The organism is Bacillus sp. RC242 (assembly GCF_044908245.1).
GTDB lineage: Bacteria > Bacillota > Bacilli > Bacillales > Bacillaceae_G > Bacillus_A > Bacillus_A mycoides.
Genome location: NZ_JBIYCZ010000011.1, coordinates 19,299 through 37,040, shown reverse-complemented (window position 1 = coordinate 37,040; position 17,742 = coordinate 19,299). Strand labels below are relative to the sequence as shown.

General features: G+C 36.5%; 17 protein-coding genes and 1 riboswitch. Of the genes, 5 read left to right on the top strand and 12 right to left on the bottom strand.

From position 1 onward, the window contains the following. Window positions 1-46 precede the first annotated feature (46 nt). From ABH957_RS19650 to ABH957_RS19630, 5 genes are all read right to left on the bottom strand, one after another. A complete protein-coding gene (locus tag ABH957_RS19650) occupies window positions 47-952 on the bottom strand; it encodes a diacylglycerol kinase (protein WP_002010051.1) in 906 nt (301 codons plus the stop codon). Window positions 953-1,613: 661 nt separating this feature from the next. After that, complete coding sequence (gene gatB, locus ABH957_RS19645; RefSeq protein ID WP_002063571.1) at window positions 1,614-3,041, bottom strand: Asp-tRNA(Asn)/Glu-tRNA(Gln) amidotransferase subunit GatB; 1,428 nt, start codon at window positions 3,039-3,041, stop codon at window positions 1,614-1,616. A gap of 14 nt (window positions 3,042-3,055) precedes the next feature. Next, complete coding sequence (gene gatA, locus ABH957_RS19640; RefSeq protein ID WP_002010048.1) at window positions 3,056-4,513, bottom strand: Asp-tRNA(Asn)/Glu-tRNA(Gln) amidotransferase subunit GatA; 1,458 nt, start codon at window positions 4,511-4,513, stop codon at window positions 3,056-3,058. Window positions 4,514-4,527: 14 nt separating this feature from the next. Then, complete coding sequence (gene gatC / locus ABH957_RS19635; protein WP_000086999.1) at window positions 4,528-4,818, bottom strand: Asp-tRNA(Asn)/Glu-tRNA(Gln) amidotransferase subunit GatC; 291 nt, start codon at window positions 4,816-4,818, stop codon at window positions 4,528-4,530. Window positions 4,819-4,959: 141 nt separating this feature from the next. Continuing rightward, window positions 4,960-5,196, bottom strand: a complete 237-nt coding sequence (locus ABH957_RS19630; RefSeq protein ID WP_002029490.1) for a YiaA/YiaB family inner membrane protein — start codon at window positions 5,194-5,196, stop codon at window positions 4,960-4,962. Between the two features lie 231 nt (window positions 5,197-5,427). On the opposite strand from ABH957_RS19630, the gene ABH957_RS19625 reads away from it, so the two are divergent. The 4 genes from ABH957_RS19625 to ABH957_RS19610 all read left to right on the top strand — a co-directional run bounded on the left by ABH957_RS19625 (window position 5,428) and on the right by ABH957_RS19610 (window position 7,897). After that, window positions 5,428-5,910 carry a MarR family winged helix-turn-helix transcriptional regulator gene (locus ABH957_RS19625; RefSeq protein ID WP_000942491.1) on the top strand — a complete coding sequence of 161 codons (483 nt, stop codon included), beginning with the start codon at window positions 5,428-5,430 and terminating at the stop codon, window positions 5,908-5,910. Between the two features lie 75 nt (window positions 5,911-5,985). After that, window positions 5,986-7,167: an ArsA family ATPase gene (locus ABH957_RS19620; protein ID WP_404457666.1), complete on the top strand. Its 1,182-nt coding sequence runs from the start codon at window positions 5,986-5,988 to the stop codon at window positions 7,165-7,167. Beyond that, complete coding sequence (locus tag ABH957_RS19615) at window positions 7,160-7,351, top strand: DUF3926 domain-containing protein (RefSeq protein WP_002091335.1); 192 nt, start codon at window positions 7,160-7,162, stop codon at window positions 7,349-7,351. Before ABH957_RS19620 ends, ABH957_RS19615 begins: the two co-directional genes overlap by 8 nt. A gap of 63 nt (window positions 7,352-7,414) precedes the next feature. Then, window positions 7,415-7,897, top strand: a complete 483-nt coding sequence (locus ABH957_RS19610) for an HXXEE domain-containing protein (RefSeq protein WP_080001730.1) — start codon at window positions 7,415-7,417, stop codon at window positions 7,895-7,897. A 167-nt stretch (window positions 7,898-8,064) separates the two neighbouring features. Here the strand turns inward: ABH957_RS19610 and ABH957_RS19605 are convergent, their stop codons facing one another. The 3 genes from ABH957_RS19605 to ABH957_RS19595 are packed head-to-tail and all read right to left on the bottom strand — an operon-like array spanning window position 8,065 to window position 10,615. Further along, window positions 8,065-8,919, bottom strand: coding sequence for a MetQ/NlpA family ABC transporter substrate-binding protein (locus ABH957_RS19605; RefSeq protein ID WP_219300544.1), 855 nt, complete (start codon window positions 8,917-8,919; stop codon window positions 8,065-8,067). A 21-nt stretch (window positions 8,920-8,940) separates the two neighbouring features. Continuing rightward, window positions 8,941-9,606 (bottom strand): methionine ABC transporter permease, encoded by a 666-nt coding sequence (locus ABH957_RS19600; RefSeq protein WP_002091343.1) that lies wholly within the window; start codon window positions 9,604-9,606, stop codon window positions 8,941-8,943. Then, window positions 9,596-10,615 carry a methionine ABC transporter ATP-binding protein gene (locus tag ABH957_RS19595; protein ID WP_002029486.1) on the bottom strand — a complete coding sequence of 340 codons (1,020 nt, stop codon included), beginning with the start codon at window positions 10,613-10,615 and terminating at the stop codon, window positions 9,596-9,598. Before ABH957_RS19595 ends, ABH957_RS19600 begins: the two co-directional genes overlap by 11 nt. A gap of 126 nt (window positions 10,616-10,741) precedes the next feature. Then, window positions 10,742-10,846, bottom strand: a riboswitch (SAM riboswitch). Window positions 10,847-11,088: 242 nt separating this feature from the next. On the opposite strand from ABH957_RS19595, the gene ABH957_RS19590 reads away from it, so the two are divergent. After that, on the top strand, window positions 11,089-11,634 hold the full coding sequence (locus tag ABH957_RS19590) for a cysteine hydrolase family protein (protein WP_002091344.1): 546 nt from the start codon (window positions 11,089-11,091) through the stop codon (window positions 11,632-11,634). Window positions 11,635-11,947: 313 nt separating this feature from the next. Here the strand turns inward: ABH957_RS19590 and pruA are convergent, their stop codons facing one another. The 4 genes from pruA to ligA form a co-directional block, all read right to left on the bottom strand. Next, window positions 11,948-13,495: an L-glutamate gamma-semialdehyde dehydrogenase gene (pruA, locus tag ABH957_RS19585; RefSeq protein WP_404512048.1), complete on the bottom strand. Its 1,548-nt coding sequence runs from the start codon at window positions 13,493-13,495 to the stop codon at window positions 11,948-11,950. Window positions 13,496-13,648: 153 nt separating this feature from the next. Next, window positions 13,649-14,419 (bottom strand): TSUP family transporter, encoded by a 771-nt coding sequence (locus ABH957_RS19580; protein WP_002010034.1) that lies wholly within the window; start codon window positions 14,417-14,419, stop codon window positions 13,649-13,651. A gap of 94 nt (window positions 14,420-14,513) precedes the next feature. Further along, window positions 14,514-15,710, bottom strand: a complete 1,197-nt coding sequence (locus ABH957_RS19575) for a CamS family sex pheromone protein (RefSeq protein ID WP_404446973.1) — start codon at window positions 15,708-15,710, stop codon at window positions 14,514-14,516. Window positions 15,711-15,726: 16 nt separating this feature from the next. Next, window positions 15,727-17,736 carry an NAD-dependent DNA ligase LigA gene (ligA, locus tag ABH957_RS19570; RefSeq protein ID WP_404446976.1) on the bottom strand — a complete coding sequence of 670 codons (2,010 nt, stop codon included), beginning with the start codon at window positions 17,734-17,736 and terminating at the stop codon, window positions 15,727-15,729. Window positions 17,737-17,742: the final 6 nt, after the last annotated feature.

The following is a 17,742-nucleotide window of genomic DNA, read 5'->3' as shown; positions in this document are numbered from 1 at the left end:
CTTATTGCTCGCAAATAGTGAGGTGAAAGCAAAAAAAAGGATGCCTTTACAGGGCATCCTCTTGATGTTCAGGAACAAATAGTTCCAGACAATGATATATATTTTCAAATTCCATTGGTGCATCTCCGCCATATTCACCATCTAAGTTGATCATTAATTTATCAGGTGAATGCACTTTAATACGATTCGCTTGTGTATATAGTACTTTCGGATTGTTAATATGTTCCCCACGCTGCGCTTGTGTTGCTGCTTTAATTAAATCAGCGATAGAACCTTTTTTCAGTACTAATAAATCAAATAATCCATCGTTAATAGATGCATATGGTGCTACTTTTTCGAATCCACCAACTGAACGAGTATTCGTAATTAAAAACATCGTAATTTCTTCTTGTAGCAGTTTCCCATCATACTCAATTTCAACATATGTTGGATGTAATGATGGTAACATTTCGATTCCTTTTAAATAGTAAGCAAGTTGGCCTAATACCGTTTTTAGCTTGCTTGGTACTTCATATGTTAATTCTGTAATACGGCCGCCACCAGCGATATTAATGAAATATGTATCATTCGCTCTACCAAGATCTAACGGTACCGTTGTTCCTTCACAAATAATATCCGCAGCCTCTTCAATAACACGAGGTACACCGATCGCACGCGCAAAATCATTTGTCGTTCCAACTGGAATAATTCCAAACTTTGGACGATGCTCATGTCCTACTAAACCGTTCACTACTTCATTTAATGTACCATCACCACCAGCTGCAATAACAACATCAAACTTACGATCCGCAGCTTGCCTCGCTGCCACAGTCGCATCTCCAGGACCAGTTGTCGCATGACAAGACGCTTCATATCCAGCTTGTTCTAATTTTTGTAATACTTCTGGTAAGCTCTTCTTAAATAGCTCGCGCCCAGAAGTAGGATTATAAATAATTCTTGCTCGCTTCATCATTTATTAGCACAGGAAATTCCTTATTCATTGAAAAACGAATACACCGAACCCTTATTCAGTATCCCTATGCTTACCTCCTCTCATCTTCCTATCCTTCTTTAATTCCGCTCAAACAGGCAGTAAGAACCCGATTCGTGTAGCCCATCAAAAGTAACTATTCACTCCTGATAGTTTTGCTTTATTTAACCAAGAAATTTATCCCGCTATTTGCGGGCAGTAAAACTCCCACCTCAAAATTCGGCTGGGGCAAAGAAGTTATGTGGGAGTCGGGCTGCCCGTAAATGCCCGATTGGTGAAGGCTAATAATCAGTGGGGGATGAACACCCCCCACTGATTAAAGTTTCACTTTATGTCTATCCATTCTCTCACATCAATTTACATATAATGAATAATAATTATCTATTATTTCATGAGATGAAAAAACTCTCTATGTCTAGATTTATCATTATTCCCACCTTTTTGCAACTATCATACCATAGTTGCTATACAAACATTTTTTCACTTTTGACAGTTAATCAAACGTTTGTTTAAATTATTTTTCACCATTTAAACAAACGTTTGATTAACTCAGAAAAAACACCCAAATACGGGTGTTTTTTCTGTTTAATCTTTAAGAATCTATACTATTTTAGCGTTCAAAAATAAGAATTCTTCTCTTTTTTTAGCGCTTATTAATCTCTTCAAGTAAGATTTTATTAACAAGCGGTGGATTTGCTTGTCCTTTTGTAGCTTTCATAATTTGACCAACTAAGAAGCCAATTGCACGGTCTTTACCGTTTTTAAAGTCTTCAATAGATTGCTCATTATTATCAAGAATTTCTGTTACAACCTTACGAAGTGTTCCTTCGTCAGAAATTTGAACCAGACCTTTCGCTTTAACGATTTCGTCTGGGTCTCCACCTTTTTCAATTAATTCATTAAATACTTTCTTCGCGATTTTAGAAGAAATTGTACCTTTTTCAATTAATTGAACCATTTTAGCTAAACCAGCTGGCGTTAATGCAACGTCTTTTAATTCTTTTTGTTGTTTGTTTAAGTATGCAAGTACTTCACCCATTAACCAGTTTGATGTTAATTTCGCATCAGCACCGTCTGCAACTGTTGCTTCAAAGAAATCAGACATCTCTTTCGTTAATGTCAATACATGCGCATCATAAGCTGGTAAGCCAACTTCTTCAACATAGCGAGCTTTACGTGCATCTGGAAGTTCTGGAATAGAAGCACGAATTTCTTCTTTCCACTCATCGTCGATGTAAAGTTCAACTAAGTCTGGCTCTGGGAAGTAACGGTAATCGTCAGATCCTTCTTTTATACGCATTAAGATCGTTTTCTTCGTTGCTTCATCATAACGACGTGTTTCTTGTTGGATGATACCACCAGATAATAATTCTTTTTCTTGGCGCACTTGCTCATGCTCAAGACCTTTTTGCACGTAAGTGAAAGAGTTTAAGTTTTTCAGTTCTGCTTTTGTACCGAACTTCTCTTGTCCAACTGGACGAAGTGAAATATTCGCATCACAACGAAGAGAACCTTCTTCCATCTTACAATCAGATACACCTGTATATTGAATGATTGATTTTAACTTCTCTAAGTACGCATATGCTTCTTCTGGAGTACGCATATCTGGCTCAGATACGATCTCGATTAAAGGCATACCTTGACGGTTGTAGTCTACTAATGAACCGTCAGCTGCATGCGTTGATTTACCAGCATCTTCTTCTAAATGAAGACGTGTAATACCGATACGTTTCTTTTTACCGTCTACTTCGATTTCAATCCAACCATTTTCACCAATTGGCTTATCAAATTGAGAGATTTGGTAAGCTTTCGGATTATCTGGGTAGAAATAGTTTTTACGGTCGAACTTCGTTTCCGTTGCGATTTCACAGTTTAATGCCATTGCGGCTTTCATTGCAAAGTTAACTGCTTCCTTATTTAAAGTAGGAAGTACCCCTGGGTATCCTAAGTCAATTACACTTGTTTGTGTATTTGGCTCCGCTCCGAATTCTGTTGGACTCGCAGAGAAAATTTTCGAATTTGTTTTTAACTCAACGTGAACCTCTAACCCAATAATTGTTTCTAAATTCATCTATGCTCGCCTCCTTACAGACTTGCTTTTTTTGTATGATAGTCTGTTGCTTGCTCAAACGCATGTGCAACGCGGTAAATCGTCGTTTCATCGAAGTGTTTACCAATGATTTGTAGACCAAGTGGCATGTTGTTAGCACCGAATCCACATGGAACAGAAATCGCTGGAACACCCGCTAAGTTTACTGGAATTGTTAAAATGTCATTTGCATACATTGTCATTGGATCGTCCACTTTTTCGCCTACTTTAAATGCTGGAGTTGGCGTTGTTGGTCCAATAATAACATCGTAGTTAGCAAATACATTTTCAAAGTCATTTTTAATTAATGTACGTACTTGTTGTGCTTTTTTGTAATATGCATCATAGTAACCAGAGCTAAGAGCAAATGTACCAAGCATAATACGACGTTTTACTTCATCACCGAAACCTTCGCTACGTGTGTTTTTGTAAAGATCTAATAAGTTATTTACATTATCAGAACGAACACCGTAACGTACGCCATCAAAGCGTGAAAGGTTCGCAGATGCTTCAGAAGAAGATAATAAGTAATACGTTGCTAGAGCGTATTTAGAGTGTGGAAGAGATACTTCCTCCCAAGTTGCGCCCATACCTTCTAACACTTTTAAAGCAGCTAGCACTGACTCACGAGCTTCTTCGCCAACACCTTCGCCTAAGTATTCTTTCGGTACAGCAATACGTAAACCTTTAACATCGCCTGTTAAACCAGCTAAGTAGTTTCCTACTTCAACGTTTGCAGAAGTTGCATCCATACGGTCAATACCTGAAATAGCTTGTAATAAGTATGCATTGTCTTCTACTGTACGTGTAATCGGTCCGATTTGGTCAAGTGAAGATGCGAATGCTACTAATCCGTAACGAGATACGCGTCCGTAAGTTGGTTTTAAACCTACAACGCCGCAATATGCAGCTGGCTGACGGATAGAACCACCCGTATCAGAACCTAGAGAGAATAATACTTCTCCTGCTGCTACTGCTGCTGCAGAACCACCACTAGATCCGCCTGGAACGTAATCTAAGTTCCATGGATTTTTTGTAGCGTAGAAGCCTGAGTTTTCATTTGAAGAACCCATTGCGAACTCGTCCATATTTAATTTACCAATTGTAACTGTGTCAGCAGCTTTTAGCTTTTGTACAACTGTCGCATCGTAAATTGGATCGAAGTTTGCTAATATTTTGCTCGCACAAGTTGTACGAAGACCGTTAGTTACAATGTTATCTTTTACACCAATTGGCATACCGAATAATAAACCATTATCCTCAGCACCAATCTTTGCATCTAATTCTTTCGCTTTCGCGCGTGCATTTTCTTCATCTAATGTAAGAAAAGCTTTTACGTTATCTTCAACATCCGAAATACGTTTGTAAGATTCTTCTACTAAATCCGTAACGGAAATTTCTTTGTTGTTTAACTTCTTATGTAACTCTGATACAGAATGATCAAATAATGACATCGAAATTCCCTCCTCTATTCTAATACTGCTGGAACACGGATTTGATTATCTTTGTGATCCGGTGCATTTTTTAATACTTCTTCTACTGGTAAACCTTTTTCTGGCACATCTTCACGCATAACATTTTTCATAGTTAATACATGAGTTGTTGGTTTTACATCAGTTGTATCTAATTCATTTAACTGTTCTGCAAATGTAACAATTGCATCTAGTTGTTTTTGAAATTTTTCTGCTTCTTGATCAGTAATTGCAAGACGTGCTAAATGTGCTACGTGCTTTACATTCTCAACGGAAATTCTTGACACGGCTAGGCCACCTCCATAATATATCGTTCAATCTACAATACTATTGATGATACCAAATTTTCAGTACTTCAAGCAAGTCAACACACGGCACTTACGGTATTTTTACATAAAAAAAGAAAGGCAAGTGCCTTTCTTTACAATTTACTCTTTATCTAACGATTTATTTTTCGGAAATCTTTCATTATCTTCCTCATTATCACGAATTGTTTTTTGTAATACAAAACAAGACATCGTTAAAAATAATGTTCCAATTAAATAGTACCCTTTTACACTAAGCGTTTCATCTAACGTGTAAATCCCAATTAGCATTCCTGAAAGCGCACAAACAAATGAAGTCCATGCTAAAAACGTGAACGCTTGCGTATTTCGTCTTCTCATCGTTCTCCCCCTCGTTAGCTGTACACCTATTATAGATAAATATATTTATCACAATGGGTTTTTATGTAAAATCACTTTTCTATTTATTAATCTATCACAAAAAATTTCTATTTTGAAGGTATTTTTCTTTCTAATCTGAAAAAACAGTTAAAAACATTGACATTTATTTCAATTCCACATAAAATAAAAAACAAATATTACGAACCTCGAAATATACGGGAGTGGAAATAATTGTTGCAATATGAACATTTTTTAGACTTACTGCTAGATAACGCCAAGAAACTTTTCTATCCTGAAGAATGGGTAAGCCTTGATTTAACACTTTCCAAGACAGAAGTATTTTGTTTACTTTGGATGGAGCGAAATACGGATATTACAATGACAAAAATCGCTGATCTTCTTGATATACCGATGAGTACAACAACGGGCGTTGTAAATCGCCTTGTAAAAAAGGGATATATTGAACGCTACCGGAATGAAAGCGATCGACGCATTGTATTAATTCGTTTAACAGAAAACGGCGTAATGCTCGTTCAAGAAGTAAAACAAAATGCGGCCCATTACTTTAGCCTAGTGACAGATGCATTGTCAGAAGAAGAAAAAGCATTCTTACTACAAATATTCCAAAAGATCATGAATCACATTGCTACGTCACAGCAAAAAACAGAAGAAAAGGTTTCTACACCTAAAATGAAAAACATTCCGATTGAATAAGACCCTAGTTGGGTTTTTATTCAATTAAATATTTCGACACTCGTAATATTCGATACTCGAAACAAAGGGGATAGAATAATGAGAATTATTTTGTATACAGGTAAAGGCGGCGTTGGAAAAACTAGCATTTCAGCAGCAACAGCAATCCAAAGTGCAAAACAAGGATTAAAAACATTAGTAATGAGCACAGATCCTGCTCATAGTTTAGGGGATTCATTTGGCATAAAACTATCTTCTGAGCCACTAGAAATTCGCGAAAACTTGTGGGCACAAGAAATTAACACTATTTATGAAATGGAAAAAAGCTGGGGGAAATTGCAGAAATATATTACACTACTCTTCACTTCCAAAGCAGCCGATGATATTACAACAGAAGAATTAACGATGTTCCCTGGTATGGAAGATTTAATTAGCTTACTTCGAGTACTCGATTACTATAAACACAACACTTACGACGTCATCATTATTGATTGCGCACCGACTGGAGAAACTTTAGCAATGCTTAGCTTTCCAGACATGCTCGGCTGGTGGATGGAAAAACTCTTTCCTATTAAAAGGAAGATTTTAAAAGTTGTTCGTCCTGTAGCTCAACCACTTCTTGGTGTCCCCCTTCCAACTGATGATATTATGGACGAATTAACGAATACGCTTGAACAACTTGGAGAAATGAGAGATATTTTATCAAACCGAGAAGTAACGAGTATTCGCGTTGTTGTAAATCCTGAAAAAATGGTCATTAAAGAAGCTCAGCGTAGTTTTACTTATTTAAACTTATACGATTATAACGTAGATGCCATTATGATTAACCGCGTCATCCCTAACACTGTTACCGACCCTTACTTTCAGGCATGGAAAGATACACAAAAGAAATATAAGGCGTTAATTAAAGATAGTTTTCAGCCACTTCCTATTTACGAAGCTCCCATGTTTGAACAAGAAGTTGTTGGTTTACCTATGTTAGAGCGTGTAGGAAATGCTTTATTCAAATCAGACCCTTCTCCTACTGAAGTGAAATTTAATGGCCGCACACAATATGTAAAAAAAGATGGCGATGAGTATATTTTCGTTCTGTCTATTCCCTTCTCAAACAAAAGTGAACTTTCATTAAATCAAAAAGGTGATGAACTTATTATTCGAGCCGGCTCTATGAAGCGAAATATCACCTTACCAAAAACATTAACACACCTTTCTATTCAAGGAGCTAAGTTTGAAGCTGATGTACTAAACATTCGGTTTGGAGGTGTAGTACATGCATGATGAATTACTAAGAAAGGTAATTCGTACAAAAATAAAAATCGGTATGCGTATATTAGAAGAGCTACCGAATCCGATTCAGCAATCAGCTAAGCACGCACTAAATATTTTGCAAGAGGAGCTCTCCTCTTATGCTGAAGAACAACCGCAACCTGAGAGTAATTTAAAAAGCATCATAATTGAATAACTATACCCTTGTAGAAAGCCTTTTCTTATAGGCTTTCTATCCCTTTATTGGAGCTGATATAAGTTGATAAACACATCTTCAACAAGACATTTCACCACTAATATAATCTGGCTAATCCCCCTTCTATTCTTTTTTCATAACCTTGAAGAAGCTTTCCAAATGCCACAATATATCGCTAATCGATTTTCGATCCATTTTATAACTAACAAACAATTTTTCATTGCAATTTCCATATTAACAACCTTCGTCTTACTCATAGTCATTCTATATCAATTAAGCATCATATCTTCTATTTATTTGATCATTTTTATACAGGGCTGTATCTTCTTTAACGCCGTTCAACATATTATCTTGTATTTCATTTATCGTTCTTATAATCCAGGAGTAATCTCAGCATCTATCATTATCCTATTTTCTCTTTTCTTATTTTCATCAAAGAAACTATTAATCCCTAAAAAGAAATTAGCAAGTACACTCATTTTTAGTTTAATCTCTTACCCAATCATAATTTGGATTTCCTTATTATTAGCCAGCTGCTTTAATTAAAAAAAGACCAGGAAAACTCCTGGTCCATCACTCTACTTAACAAACATTGGATTCTATGTTATACAAAATTAGAAGGTACAGAATTAGGGTTTTGTTTGTTAAGTAGATTATATGTTGAACGAGCTAACAGCGGAGGGGTTCCTACTGCTAGTCCGTTAAACTCAATATTATTTTGCGATTTTTGCAAGCTCATCAAGTGAAAGATCTACTGAAATTGAACCATCATTCGTTTCTTTCTTAATTGCATCTGTTACTTCTTTTGAATGATACAATTCAATTACTTTTTTCAGCGTTGGATCATCTTTGTCTTTCGTACGAGCTGCGAAAATATTAATATAGGCCTTTGCATTTTCATTCTTTGGATCTTCTAAGAAAATAGGATCCTTCGCTGGATCTAATCCAGCTTGACCAGCAACACCGTTATTAATAACTGAAGCCGCTACATCTTTTAATACACGAGGTGTTTGCTGTGCGATAACCGGTGTGATTTTTAACTTCTTCGGATTTTCAGCGATACCGCTTGGATCCCCAAATAGACCAAAATCTTTCTTAAGCTTTAATAATCCAGCTGCATCAAGAAGTTTTAATGCACGTGCTTGGTTCGTTGGATCATTCGGAATAGCAATTTCCGAACCATCTGGGATTTCATTTGCTTTCTTATATTTTTCAGAGTATAAGCCCATCGGTGCAATTTGCGTTGTACCAACAGCTGTAATATCTAACTTATGCTCCTTTTTAAATTGCTCTAAGAAAGCGATGTGCTGGAATGAGTTTAGTTCAATATCTCCATCAGCTAACGCTTTGTTGGGTGTTGTGTAATCAGAGAACTCAACCAGTTTAATTTTAATCCCTTCTTTTTCAGCTTTTTTCTTTAAAATTTCCCAAACGTCTCCATCTGTTCCAGTTACACCGACGCGAACTACTTTCTCTTTCGCTCCTGCACCTGTGTCTCCACCTGAGCAGCCGCTTAACGCTGTAATTCCTACGATCGCTGATAATGCAAATGCTAAAATTTTCTTCATTTTCTTTTCCCCTCTTCCTTTTTATGATCTGCGTAAAAAAACTTTCGCAAAGTAGTTCCCTAAATTTTGAGCTACCTGTACAAGAATAATAAGTAAAACGACCGTTACAAACATAACTGACGTATCAAAGCGTTGATAACCATATGTCATTGCTAAGTCACCAAGACCGCCACCACCGACAAGCCCAGCAACTGCAGAAAATTCAATTAAACCAACCGTCATAAACGTGACACCTAAGATCAATGGTGCTAAAGCTTCTGGTACGAGGATTTCAAAAACAATTCTAAGTGGTGAAGCGCCCATTGCTTGTGCTGCTTCAATTACCCCTTTCGGAACGGAAACAAGATTTGTTTCAACCATTCTAGCAATACCAATTGATGCAACTAACGTCATTGGGAAGATTGCTGCAGCCGTTCCAATCGTCGTTCCAATAACACTTCTTGTTAGTGGGCTTAAAGCTACTAAAAAGATAATGAATGGAACCGGACGAATTGTATTAATTATGATATTAAGAATAGAAAAGACCCATTTATTTTCTAAAAAATTTCCTTTTCTCGTTACATACAATAGTAAACCTAGAGGTATACCAAGAATTGTAGCGAATATAAGGGTTACAATTACCATTAAGAGGGTATCCCCCGTCGCATCTAATATGCGAGGCCAAAATATACTCCAATCAACTCGCATGAGCTTCTACCTCCTTCAGCTGCACTTGCAGTCTTAGATGTTGTAATGCTTTTTGAATTTCTTTCTGTTCACCTTGTAGCTCTACAAGAAGATTTCCAAATAGCACATTTTGGAGTTCAATAATATTTCCATAAAGAACATTTACATCGACGTTATAGTTTTTCGCAATATATGATAGTACAGGCTGCCCTGTCTCTTCCCCAGTAAAAGTCAGGCGATAAATCTGACCTCCGTTTTGAATTTTCGCTAGAACACTTTCTGGTAAGTGATCATTAATAACAGAGCGTACAAAATTTTGAGTGGTCTTTGTTTTTGGTTGTGTGAAAACGTCAAACAGTTTTCCTTCTTCAATTACTTTTCCTTTTTCCATAACGGCTACACGGTGACAAATCTCTTTCACAACGTGCATTTCATGTGTAATAAGTAGAATCGTTAAATTGTACTCTCTATTTACCTTCTTTAATAAATTTAAGATTTCTGTCGTTGTTTCCGGATCTAAAGCTGATGTTGCCTCATCACATATGAGAATATCCGGTGATGTCGCAAGTGCTCTTGCAATCCCAACACGCTGCTTTTGCCCACCTGATAACTGTTCTGGATAATAGTTCGCTTTATCTTCTAAACCAACAAATTTTAGTAGTTCATTCACTCTTTCTTTTATCTCATTCTTCGGCAATTTCGCTAACCTTAATGGATAAGCAATGTTCCCAAACACCGTTCTTGAATTAAATAGATTAAAACTTTGGAAAATCATCCCAATTCTTTGTCTTAGTTTCCGTAATTCTTTCGCCGATAATGATGTAATATCTTTATCATCTATTGAAATTGTTCCTGCAGTTGGTCTTTCTAACATATTTACTAAACGTAATAACGTACTCTTTCCAGCACCACTAAATCCGATAATGCCAAAAATTTCGCCCTTTTCAACTGACAGCGTTACATCCTCAACCGCATGAACAGATTGCCCACCTGATTCATATACTTTACTTACATTGTTAAAAGAAATCATTTTCTTCCCTCCTATATGCTGTAAAAACTTGAAGTAGAGCTTTCGAGGTAAAATAAAAAGTGCTCTCCTTCTTATCAGTAATAAAAGATAAGAAGGAGAGCACTTTTATATGTACTCATTCACATCTTCTCATCTTCCAAGCCTTTATAGGCTTGCTGGAGTTAGCACGGTATTAAAAAACCCGTTGCTGAGGTATCGTAGGGCCAGTCCCTCCACCTCTCTGGATAAGAGTGTATCGATTTAATTGTCGTTTAATTAAGTCTTATTATAGAACTCAGAATAATGAGAGTCAATACAATTTTTAGAAAAAACATTAACTATTTCTCTATTTAAATTTTTAAATAAGAAGTAACAATACAATAGTGATTTTTAAAGTTATGTAAAATCCTTCTCACTCATACTTTTAAAAAGGAGTATCTTCTCTACTCATTGAATAACATTATTTGAATATGAAATCGGAGGAAGATAGATATATGAAAACAGCTCTTTTGCTCGTCGACATTCAAAATGATTATTTTCCAAGCGGAATGATGGAATTACGTAATCCAGTAGAAGCAAGTGAATATGCTAGTCAGCTACTACAACATTTTAGAATAAGAAACGAACCTATTTTTCATATCCAACATGTAGCTATAAAAGATAGCGCTACTTTTTTCCTACCCAATACAGAAGGTGTCCATATTCACGAAAATGTCCGTCCACTTAGAGAGGAAACCGTTATCCTTAAACATTATCCAAATAGCTTCCGAGAAACTGATCTTCTAGAACAATTACAACGTTCAGGAATTGAGCACGTCGTAATATGCGGGATGATGACCCATATGTGTATTGATGCTACAGTAAGAGCTGCTTTTGATTTTGGCCTTCACTGTACCGTAATACACGATGCTTGTGCTACAAAAGATCTTTCATTTAAGAATGCTACTATACCAGCTGTTTATATTCATAATACAATTTTGGCGAGTTTAAATGGAGTATACGCAAATATAATGAGTACAGAAGAGTTTTTAGCGACCTAAAAAAAAACACTCCTTTCAGTTAGCAAAGCCGAAAGGAGTGTTCTCTTGTCTAACCATAGATTTTCTTTCAAATTGTATTATACAGGAAATCCTCAAAATGAATACTAAAAAATATGACTAATAAGTCAATTTTTCTCGTTGTTTTGTTTCTATTTACATGTTTATCCCGATATTAATAGGGTTTAGCTAGTTCCAACCACCAAATAGTAATATATGGTAATGCCTTTCGATTCAAATTAACTAACTCCTATTATAGAGAGTTTCTCAAAAAGAAGAGATCTTCACAGACTGTGAAGATCTCTTCTACTATTTCTTATAAAGTTTCAGAAGTAGTTTTTGCTTGCATGTGAAGTGCTAAGTAGTCAGGACCACCAGCTTTAGAGTCTGTACCAGACATGTTAAAGCCACCGAATGGTTGGTAACCTACGATTGCACCAGTACATCCACGGTTGAAGTATAAGTTACCAACGTGGAAGTCTTCACGTGCTTTTTCAATATGGTCACGGTTGTTAGTAACAACTGCTCCTGTTAAACCGTATTCTGTATTGTTTGCAATTGCAAGTGCATGATCAAAGTCTTTTGCTTTACAGAATGCTACTACTGGTCCGAAGATTTCTTCTTTCATTAAGCGAGCATCTTCTGCAACGTCAGCAACGATTGTTGGTTGGATGAACCAGCCTTTAGAATCGTCTCCTTCGCCACCTGATACGATTTTACCTTCTTCTTTACCAATTGCAACATAGCTCATTACTTTATCGAATGCAGCTTGGTCATTAACAGGTCCCATGTTAATATCTTTTGCATCTGGGTTACCTACTGTTAATTCTTTTGTTAATTCAACAGCACGATTTAATACATGATCGTATACATCTTCATGGATTACTGCACGAGAACATGCAGAACATTTTTGTCCTGAGAATCCGAATGCTGATGCAACGATAGATTTAGCTGCTAATTCAAGATCTGCCTCTTTATCAACAACGATTGTATCTTTACCACCCATTTCAGCGATAACACGTTTTAACCAAATTTGTCCCGGGTTTACTTTTGCTGCACGTTCGTAAATACGAATACCTACATCGCGAGATCCAGTAAAGCTAACGAAACGTGTACGAGGGTGATCTACTAAGTAGTCACCAACTTCAGAGCCATTACCTGGAACGAAGTTTACTACGCCAGCTGGTAAACCAGCTTCTTCTAATACTTCCATAAATTTCGCTGCTACTACAGGAGTTGTACTAGCTGGTTTTAGTAATACTGTGTTACCAGAAACTACAGCAGCTGTTGTCATACCTGCCATAATTGCGAATGGGAAGTTCCAAGGAGAAATAATAACACCTACTCCTAATGGAATGTAAGAGAAACGATTATATTCAATTGGACGGCTTTCTACTGGAATACCGTCTTTTAATTCCAACATTTGACGAGCATAATATTCCATAAAGTCGATTGCTTCTGCTGTATCAGCATCTGCCTCATTCCATGGTTTACCTGCTTCTTTTACAAGAATAGCAGAGAACTCATGTTTTCTACGACGAACGATTGCTGCAGCACGGAATAAAATATCTGCACGCATTTCTGGTTTTGACTTTCTCCAAGTTTGGAATGTTGCATCCGCTACTTGCATTGCTTTTTCAGCTAATTCACGGCTTGCTTTTGAAACGCGACCAACAAGTTCCTCTTTATTTGCAGGGTTTACAGAAACAATTTTGTCTTCTGTAGTGATTTTTTCTCCCCCGATAATTAATGGATAGTCTTGTCCAAGATAAGATTCTACTTTCTTTAAACCCTCTTCAAACGCTAATTTGTTAGCCTCTACTGAAAAATCTGTAAATGGCTCATGTTTGTATGCTACTACCATCTTTTTAGCCTCCCCTTAGAAAAACGTTTACATTTTACAACATTATTCTACACGATAATTTAGATTTATTCAAATATTCCTAGACTTATATTTTAAAAATTAATAAATTTTTAAAATATAATAAAAAAAAGAGATTCATACATACGTATGAATCTACAAAATATGAGTATATTCCAAAACATTTTTCCCGATTAATAAAATAGTAACTAATAAAAATAAAGTCCTTACATATCCAACACCTTTTTGAACCGCAAACTTCGATCCAAAATAAGCACCTAAAATCATTGATAAGCCCATAATTATACCGTATTCAAAATGAATCACATCTAAAAATAAAAAAGTAATTAAAGATACGATATTACTAACGAAGTTCAAAAGTTTTCCAGATGCTGCCGCTTGAATAAAATCCAAACCAATTAATAAAAATGCAAAAATTAAAAAGGATCCTGTCCCTGGTCCAAAAAAACCATCATAAAACCCTATCATTAAAATAACAAAGAAAAATATTAATGTTTTCCCTTTTGTCATCTTTTTATAGGTAGATGCACTTCCCCAATCTTTTTTCGCAATAATATAAATGGCAATAAAAACCAACATTACGAGTACTAGTGGCCGCAAAATATCAGGCGGAATAAACTTTACTACTAAGGCCCCTGCGACTGCTCCAATAATAGTTAACGGGATTAACTTTCCTACAATCCGAAAATCCACCTTACCTGATCGAATAAAATAAATTGTACTCGTAAGCGTCCCCATCGTTGCAGCTAATTTATTCGTTGCAATTGCCGAAGCTGGTGATAAACCAACAAACATAAGTGCAGGAAGCGAAATTAACCCTCCCCCTCCAACAACTGAGTCAATAAAAGCAGCTAAAAATCCGAATGCAATTAATAAAATAATGACTTGAAAGCTTAGTTCTTCCATGAATTTGCCCCTTACCCCTTTATTTGTAACATTTAAAATTATAACAAAATTTTTCAAGAAAAAAAGCTGTTCCTTTATGGAACAGCTCTCATCTTTAATCTAAAATTTTCACAAACGGTTCATCTTGCTTCGCTTCACGTATAATAATTGCTTCTGGACGTTCTACAGATTTAATTGTTACTTGTACTTTCATATAATTCGGGAAGTATTCCATAACAAGTCCAGCTACATATTGTGTAAAACCAATTACTTCAGCTTTCCCATTGAATTGGACAGGAATATCGAGCTTCATTTCTCTTAATTCATCATCTCTATACATTCCAGTACCGATAACAGCTGTATAATCTCCTTGGAAATACTCACTTAATTTTGCTTTAAAGTTTGACACCCTCGCAAGATCTTCACGTTTATTATCCGATTTCGCTTGTTCAGACGGGAATAAATAGTATTTCTCATTGATTGGCTTCCAATCCTCAACCGTTTCACTGCCTTTTTCTACCTTAGCATAAGAAACAAAATTCCCTGGTACAAGCGAAGACTTTGGACCTTGACGATAAATCGCAAATGTAACCGGAATATTTTTTATTTCAGGCTTTTTTTGCTGCATTACTTTCAAGATTTCTTGGGCCATCCTTTTCCCTTCAGCTAACATTTTTACATCTGGAATTGCAGCCTCACGCGGATAACCATGCTCTTCCTCATAATATTGAACAGAATTCATCGCTAATCCAACTACAATGCCACCACGTTCAACATCGTTCTCACCTTTTCTTACATAATAATCATGCTCTAAAATATTTGAGATATACATTGGACTTTTTTTATTCTTTACTTCTAGCGATTCTGATCCTTCACTTAAGGCTGGATTCAACCCTACATTCGGAAATTTAACCGCATCTTTTTTCAACTTATCCTCTAGCTCTTTTTGTTCAGCATCTGTACGCTTTCTTTTCACAAGCATTTGAATCGTTTGTGTGTCTAAAACGTCTCCACCTTTAAAGAAATAATCTTTCGTGCTAAATGATTCTTTCGCAATGCGCATTAGTCCCGTTTCAAATTCATCTATATCTAGACGATTGTTCAAACTTTGTCCAACTAAACCACGTGCACGACCTGGATCAAATGGAACCGTTGTCTTATAATATTCATCCGAAATCGAGTATTTCGGGATAACAGCTTGCTCTTTCGCTTTCCCCGATTTCTCAACTGCTTTTTCATCTTTATTGGAACCCATACTACACCCACTTACAAGTAGGCTAAGACTTAATACCGCTAACGCTATTTTTTTCATCGTAAGTTTGCACCTCTTACTTATTCAGCTCTTGTAAGAACCTCTCTTCATTCCAAACTTCAACATTGTGCTTCTCTGCTTGCGCTAATTTCGAACCAGCAGCTTCACCAGCAACAACTAAATCCGTACTTTTACTAACACTTCCTGTTACTTTTCCACCCAATGCCTCAATATTCTTCTTTGCTTCACTGCGTCCCATAACTTCTAATTTCCCTGTTAAGACGACAGTTTTTCCTGCAAAGTACGATTCAACATTTTGTAAATCAGTAATTTTCATACCTTTGTATGCCATGTTCACGCCATACTCTTTAAATTGTTGTAATAGCTCTAATACGTCTTCATTATCGAAATACGTTACAACGGATTGAGCCATTTTTTCACCAATCTCGTTAATTGTTTTTAGTTCTTCTTCCGTCGCTTTCACAAGCTCATCCATCGTTTCGAAATGCTCAGCAAATGTACGTGCGGCTTTCGCACCGACGTGGCGAATACCAAGACCGAATAATAATCGCTCTAATGAGTTTTCCTTAGAATTCTCAATTGCTTGGACTAAATTTGTTGCTGATTTTTCACCGAAACGTTCTAGTTCTAATAATTGCTCTTTCGTCAATGAATATAAATCAGCAAACGTACGAATATAATCCGCATCAAAGAGTTGTGTAATTACACGTTCTCCAAGTCCATCAATATTCATTGCATTTCTTGAAACGAAATGGATTAATCCTTCACGAATTTGAGCTGGACAAGTCGGATTTATACATCGAAGTGCTACTTCTTCTTCTAAACGAACAAGTTCACTCTCACATGCTGGACAATGCGTTGGCATATGATATTCTTCTTCCTCACCAGTACGCTTATCAAAAATAACGTTCACAACTTCAGGAATAATATCTCCAGCCTTTTTCACAACAACGTAGTCACCAATTCGAATATCCTTTTCACGAATTAAATCTTCGTTATGTAAAGAAGCACGACGGACAATAGTTCCGGCTACTCGCACTGGCTCCAGCTCTGCAGTTGGTGTTACAACTCCTGTACGGCCGACACTTAATTCAATCCCTGTTAATCTCGTCACAACTTCTTCAGCTGGGAATTTATAAGCTATTGCCCATCTTGGACTCTTTGCTGTAGTTCCTAAGCTTTCTTGAATAGCAACATCGTCTACTTTTATAACAATTCCGTCAATCTCATAATCAAGATGCGGGCGTTTTTCTTGCCACTCTTCTACATAGGCTATTACGTCTTCAATTGTTTCACATGTACGACGATTTGGATTCGTCTTAAATCCAAGCTCACCTAAGAAATCCAGTGATTCACTGTGGGATGGAATTGTTTTTTCTTCTACATTAGCAAGACCATACACAAACATAGATAAGTTACGCTTCGCTGCAATTTTCGGATCAAGTTGGCGTATCGATCCTGCTGCCGCATTACGTGGATTCGCAAATACATCTTCACCATTTTGCTCTTTTTCCTCATTTAATTTAACGAATGAACGCTTCGGCATATAAGCCTCGCCTCGTGCTTCTAACGTTACTTCTTCATTTAAACGCAGCGGGATAGCTTTAATCGTTTTTAAGTTTTGGGTAATATCTTCACCCGTTATACCATCACCACGTGTTGCTCCTTGAATGAAGCGTCCTTTTTCATAATGAAGTGAAACAGCAAGTCCGTCAATTTTTAATTCGCATATATATCTTACATTCGCATCATCAATTCCCTGATGTACTCTTCGATCAAAATCACGCAAATCTCCTTCATTAAACGCGTTTCCTAAACTTAACATTGGTGATTTATGCGTTACCTTTTCAAATATATCAAGAACAGTCCCCCCAACGCGAATGGAGGGAGAGTCTTCACTCATAAACTCTGGGTTCTCTGCTTCTAATTTTATAAGCTCCTGCATATCACGGTCATATTCCGCATCAGAAACAGAAGGATTGTCTAATACGTGATATTGATAGTTAAATGTATTTAACAAATCACGCAGTTCTTCTATACGTTTTTTGGCTATCTCTTTTGACATATCCTC

What these genes read in the sequence shown, in the direction of transcription:
- ABH957_RS19580 (WP_002010034.1), bottom strand. Translation starts at nt 14,419, where the DNA reads ATGGAAGAACTAAGCTTTCAAGTCATTATTTTATTAATTGCATTCGGA.
- gatA (WP_002010048.1), bottom strand. Translation starts at nt 4,513, where the DNA reads ATGTCATTATTTGATCATTCTGTATCAGAGTTACATAAGAAGTTAAAC.
- ligA (WP_404446976.1), bottom strand. Translation starts at nt 17,736, where the DNA reads ATGTCAAAAGAGATAGCCAAAAAACGTATAGAAGAACTGCGTGATTTG.
- ABH957_RS19630 (WP_002029490.1), bottom strand. Translation starts at nt 5,196, where the DNA reads ATGAGAAGACGAAATACGCAAGCGTTCACGTTTTTAGCATGGACTTCA.
- ABH957_RS19600 (WP_002091343.1), bottom strand. Translation starts at nt 9,606, where the DNA reads ATGCGAGTTGATTGGAGTATATTTTGGCCTCGCATATTAGATGCGACG.
- ABH957_RS19575 (WP_404446973.1), bottom strand. Translation starts at nt 15,710, where the DNA reads ATGAAAAAAATAGCGTTAGCGGTATTAAGTCTTAGCCTACTTGTAAGT.
- ABH957_RS19595 (WP_002029486.1), bottom strand. Translation starts at nt 10,615, where the DNA reads ATGATTTCTTTTAACAATGTAAGTAAAGTATATGAATCAGGTGGGCAA.
- ABH957_RS19605 (WP_219300544.1), bottom strand. Translation starts at nt 8,919, where the DNA reads ATGAAGAAAATTTTAGCATTTGCATTATCAGCGATCGTAGGAATTACA.
- ABH957_RS19615 (WP_002091335.1), top strand. Translation starts at nt 7,160, where the DNA reads ATGCATGATGAATTACTAAGAAAGGTAATTCGTACAAAAATAAAAATC.
- gatB (WP_002063571.1), bottom strand. Translation starts at nt 3,041, where the DNA reads ATGAATTTAGAAACAATTATTGGGTTAGAGGTTCACGTTGAGTTAAAA.
- pruA (WP_404512048.1), bottom strand. Translation starts at nt 13,495, where the DNA reads ATGGTAGTAGCATACAAACATGAGCCATTTACAGATTTTTCAGTAGAG.
- ABH957_RS19590 (WP_002091344.1), top strand. Translation starts at nt 11,089, where the DNA reads ATGAAAACAGCTCTTTTGCTCGTCGACATTCAAAATGATTATTTTCCA.
- ABH957_RS19650 (WP_002010051.1), bottom strand. Translation starts at nt 952, where the DNA reads ATGATGAAGCGAGCAAGAATTATTTATAATCCTACTTCTGGGCGCGAG.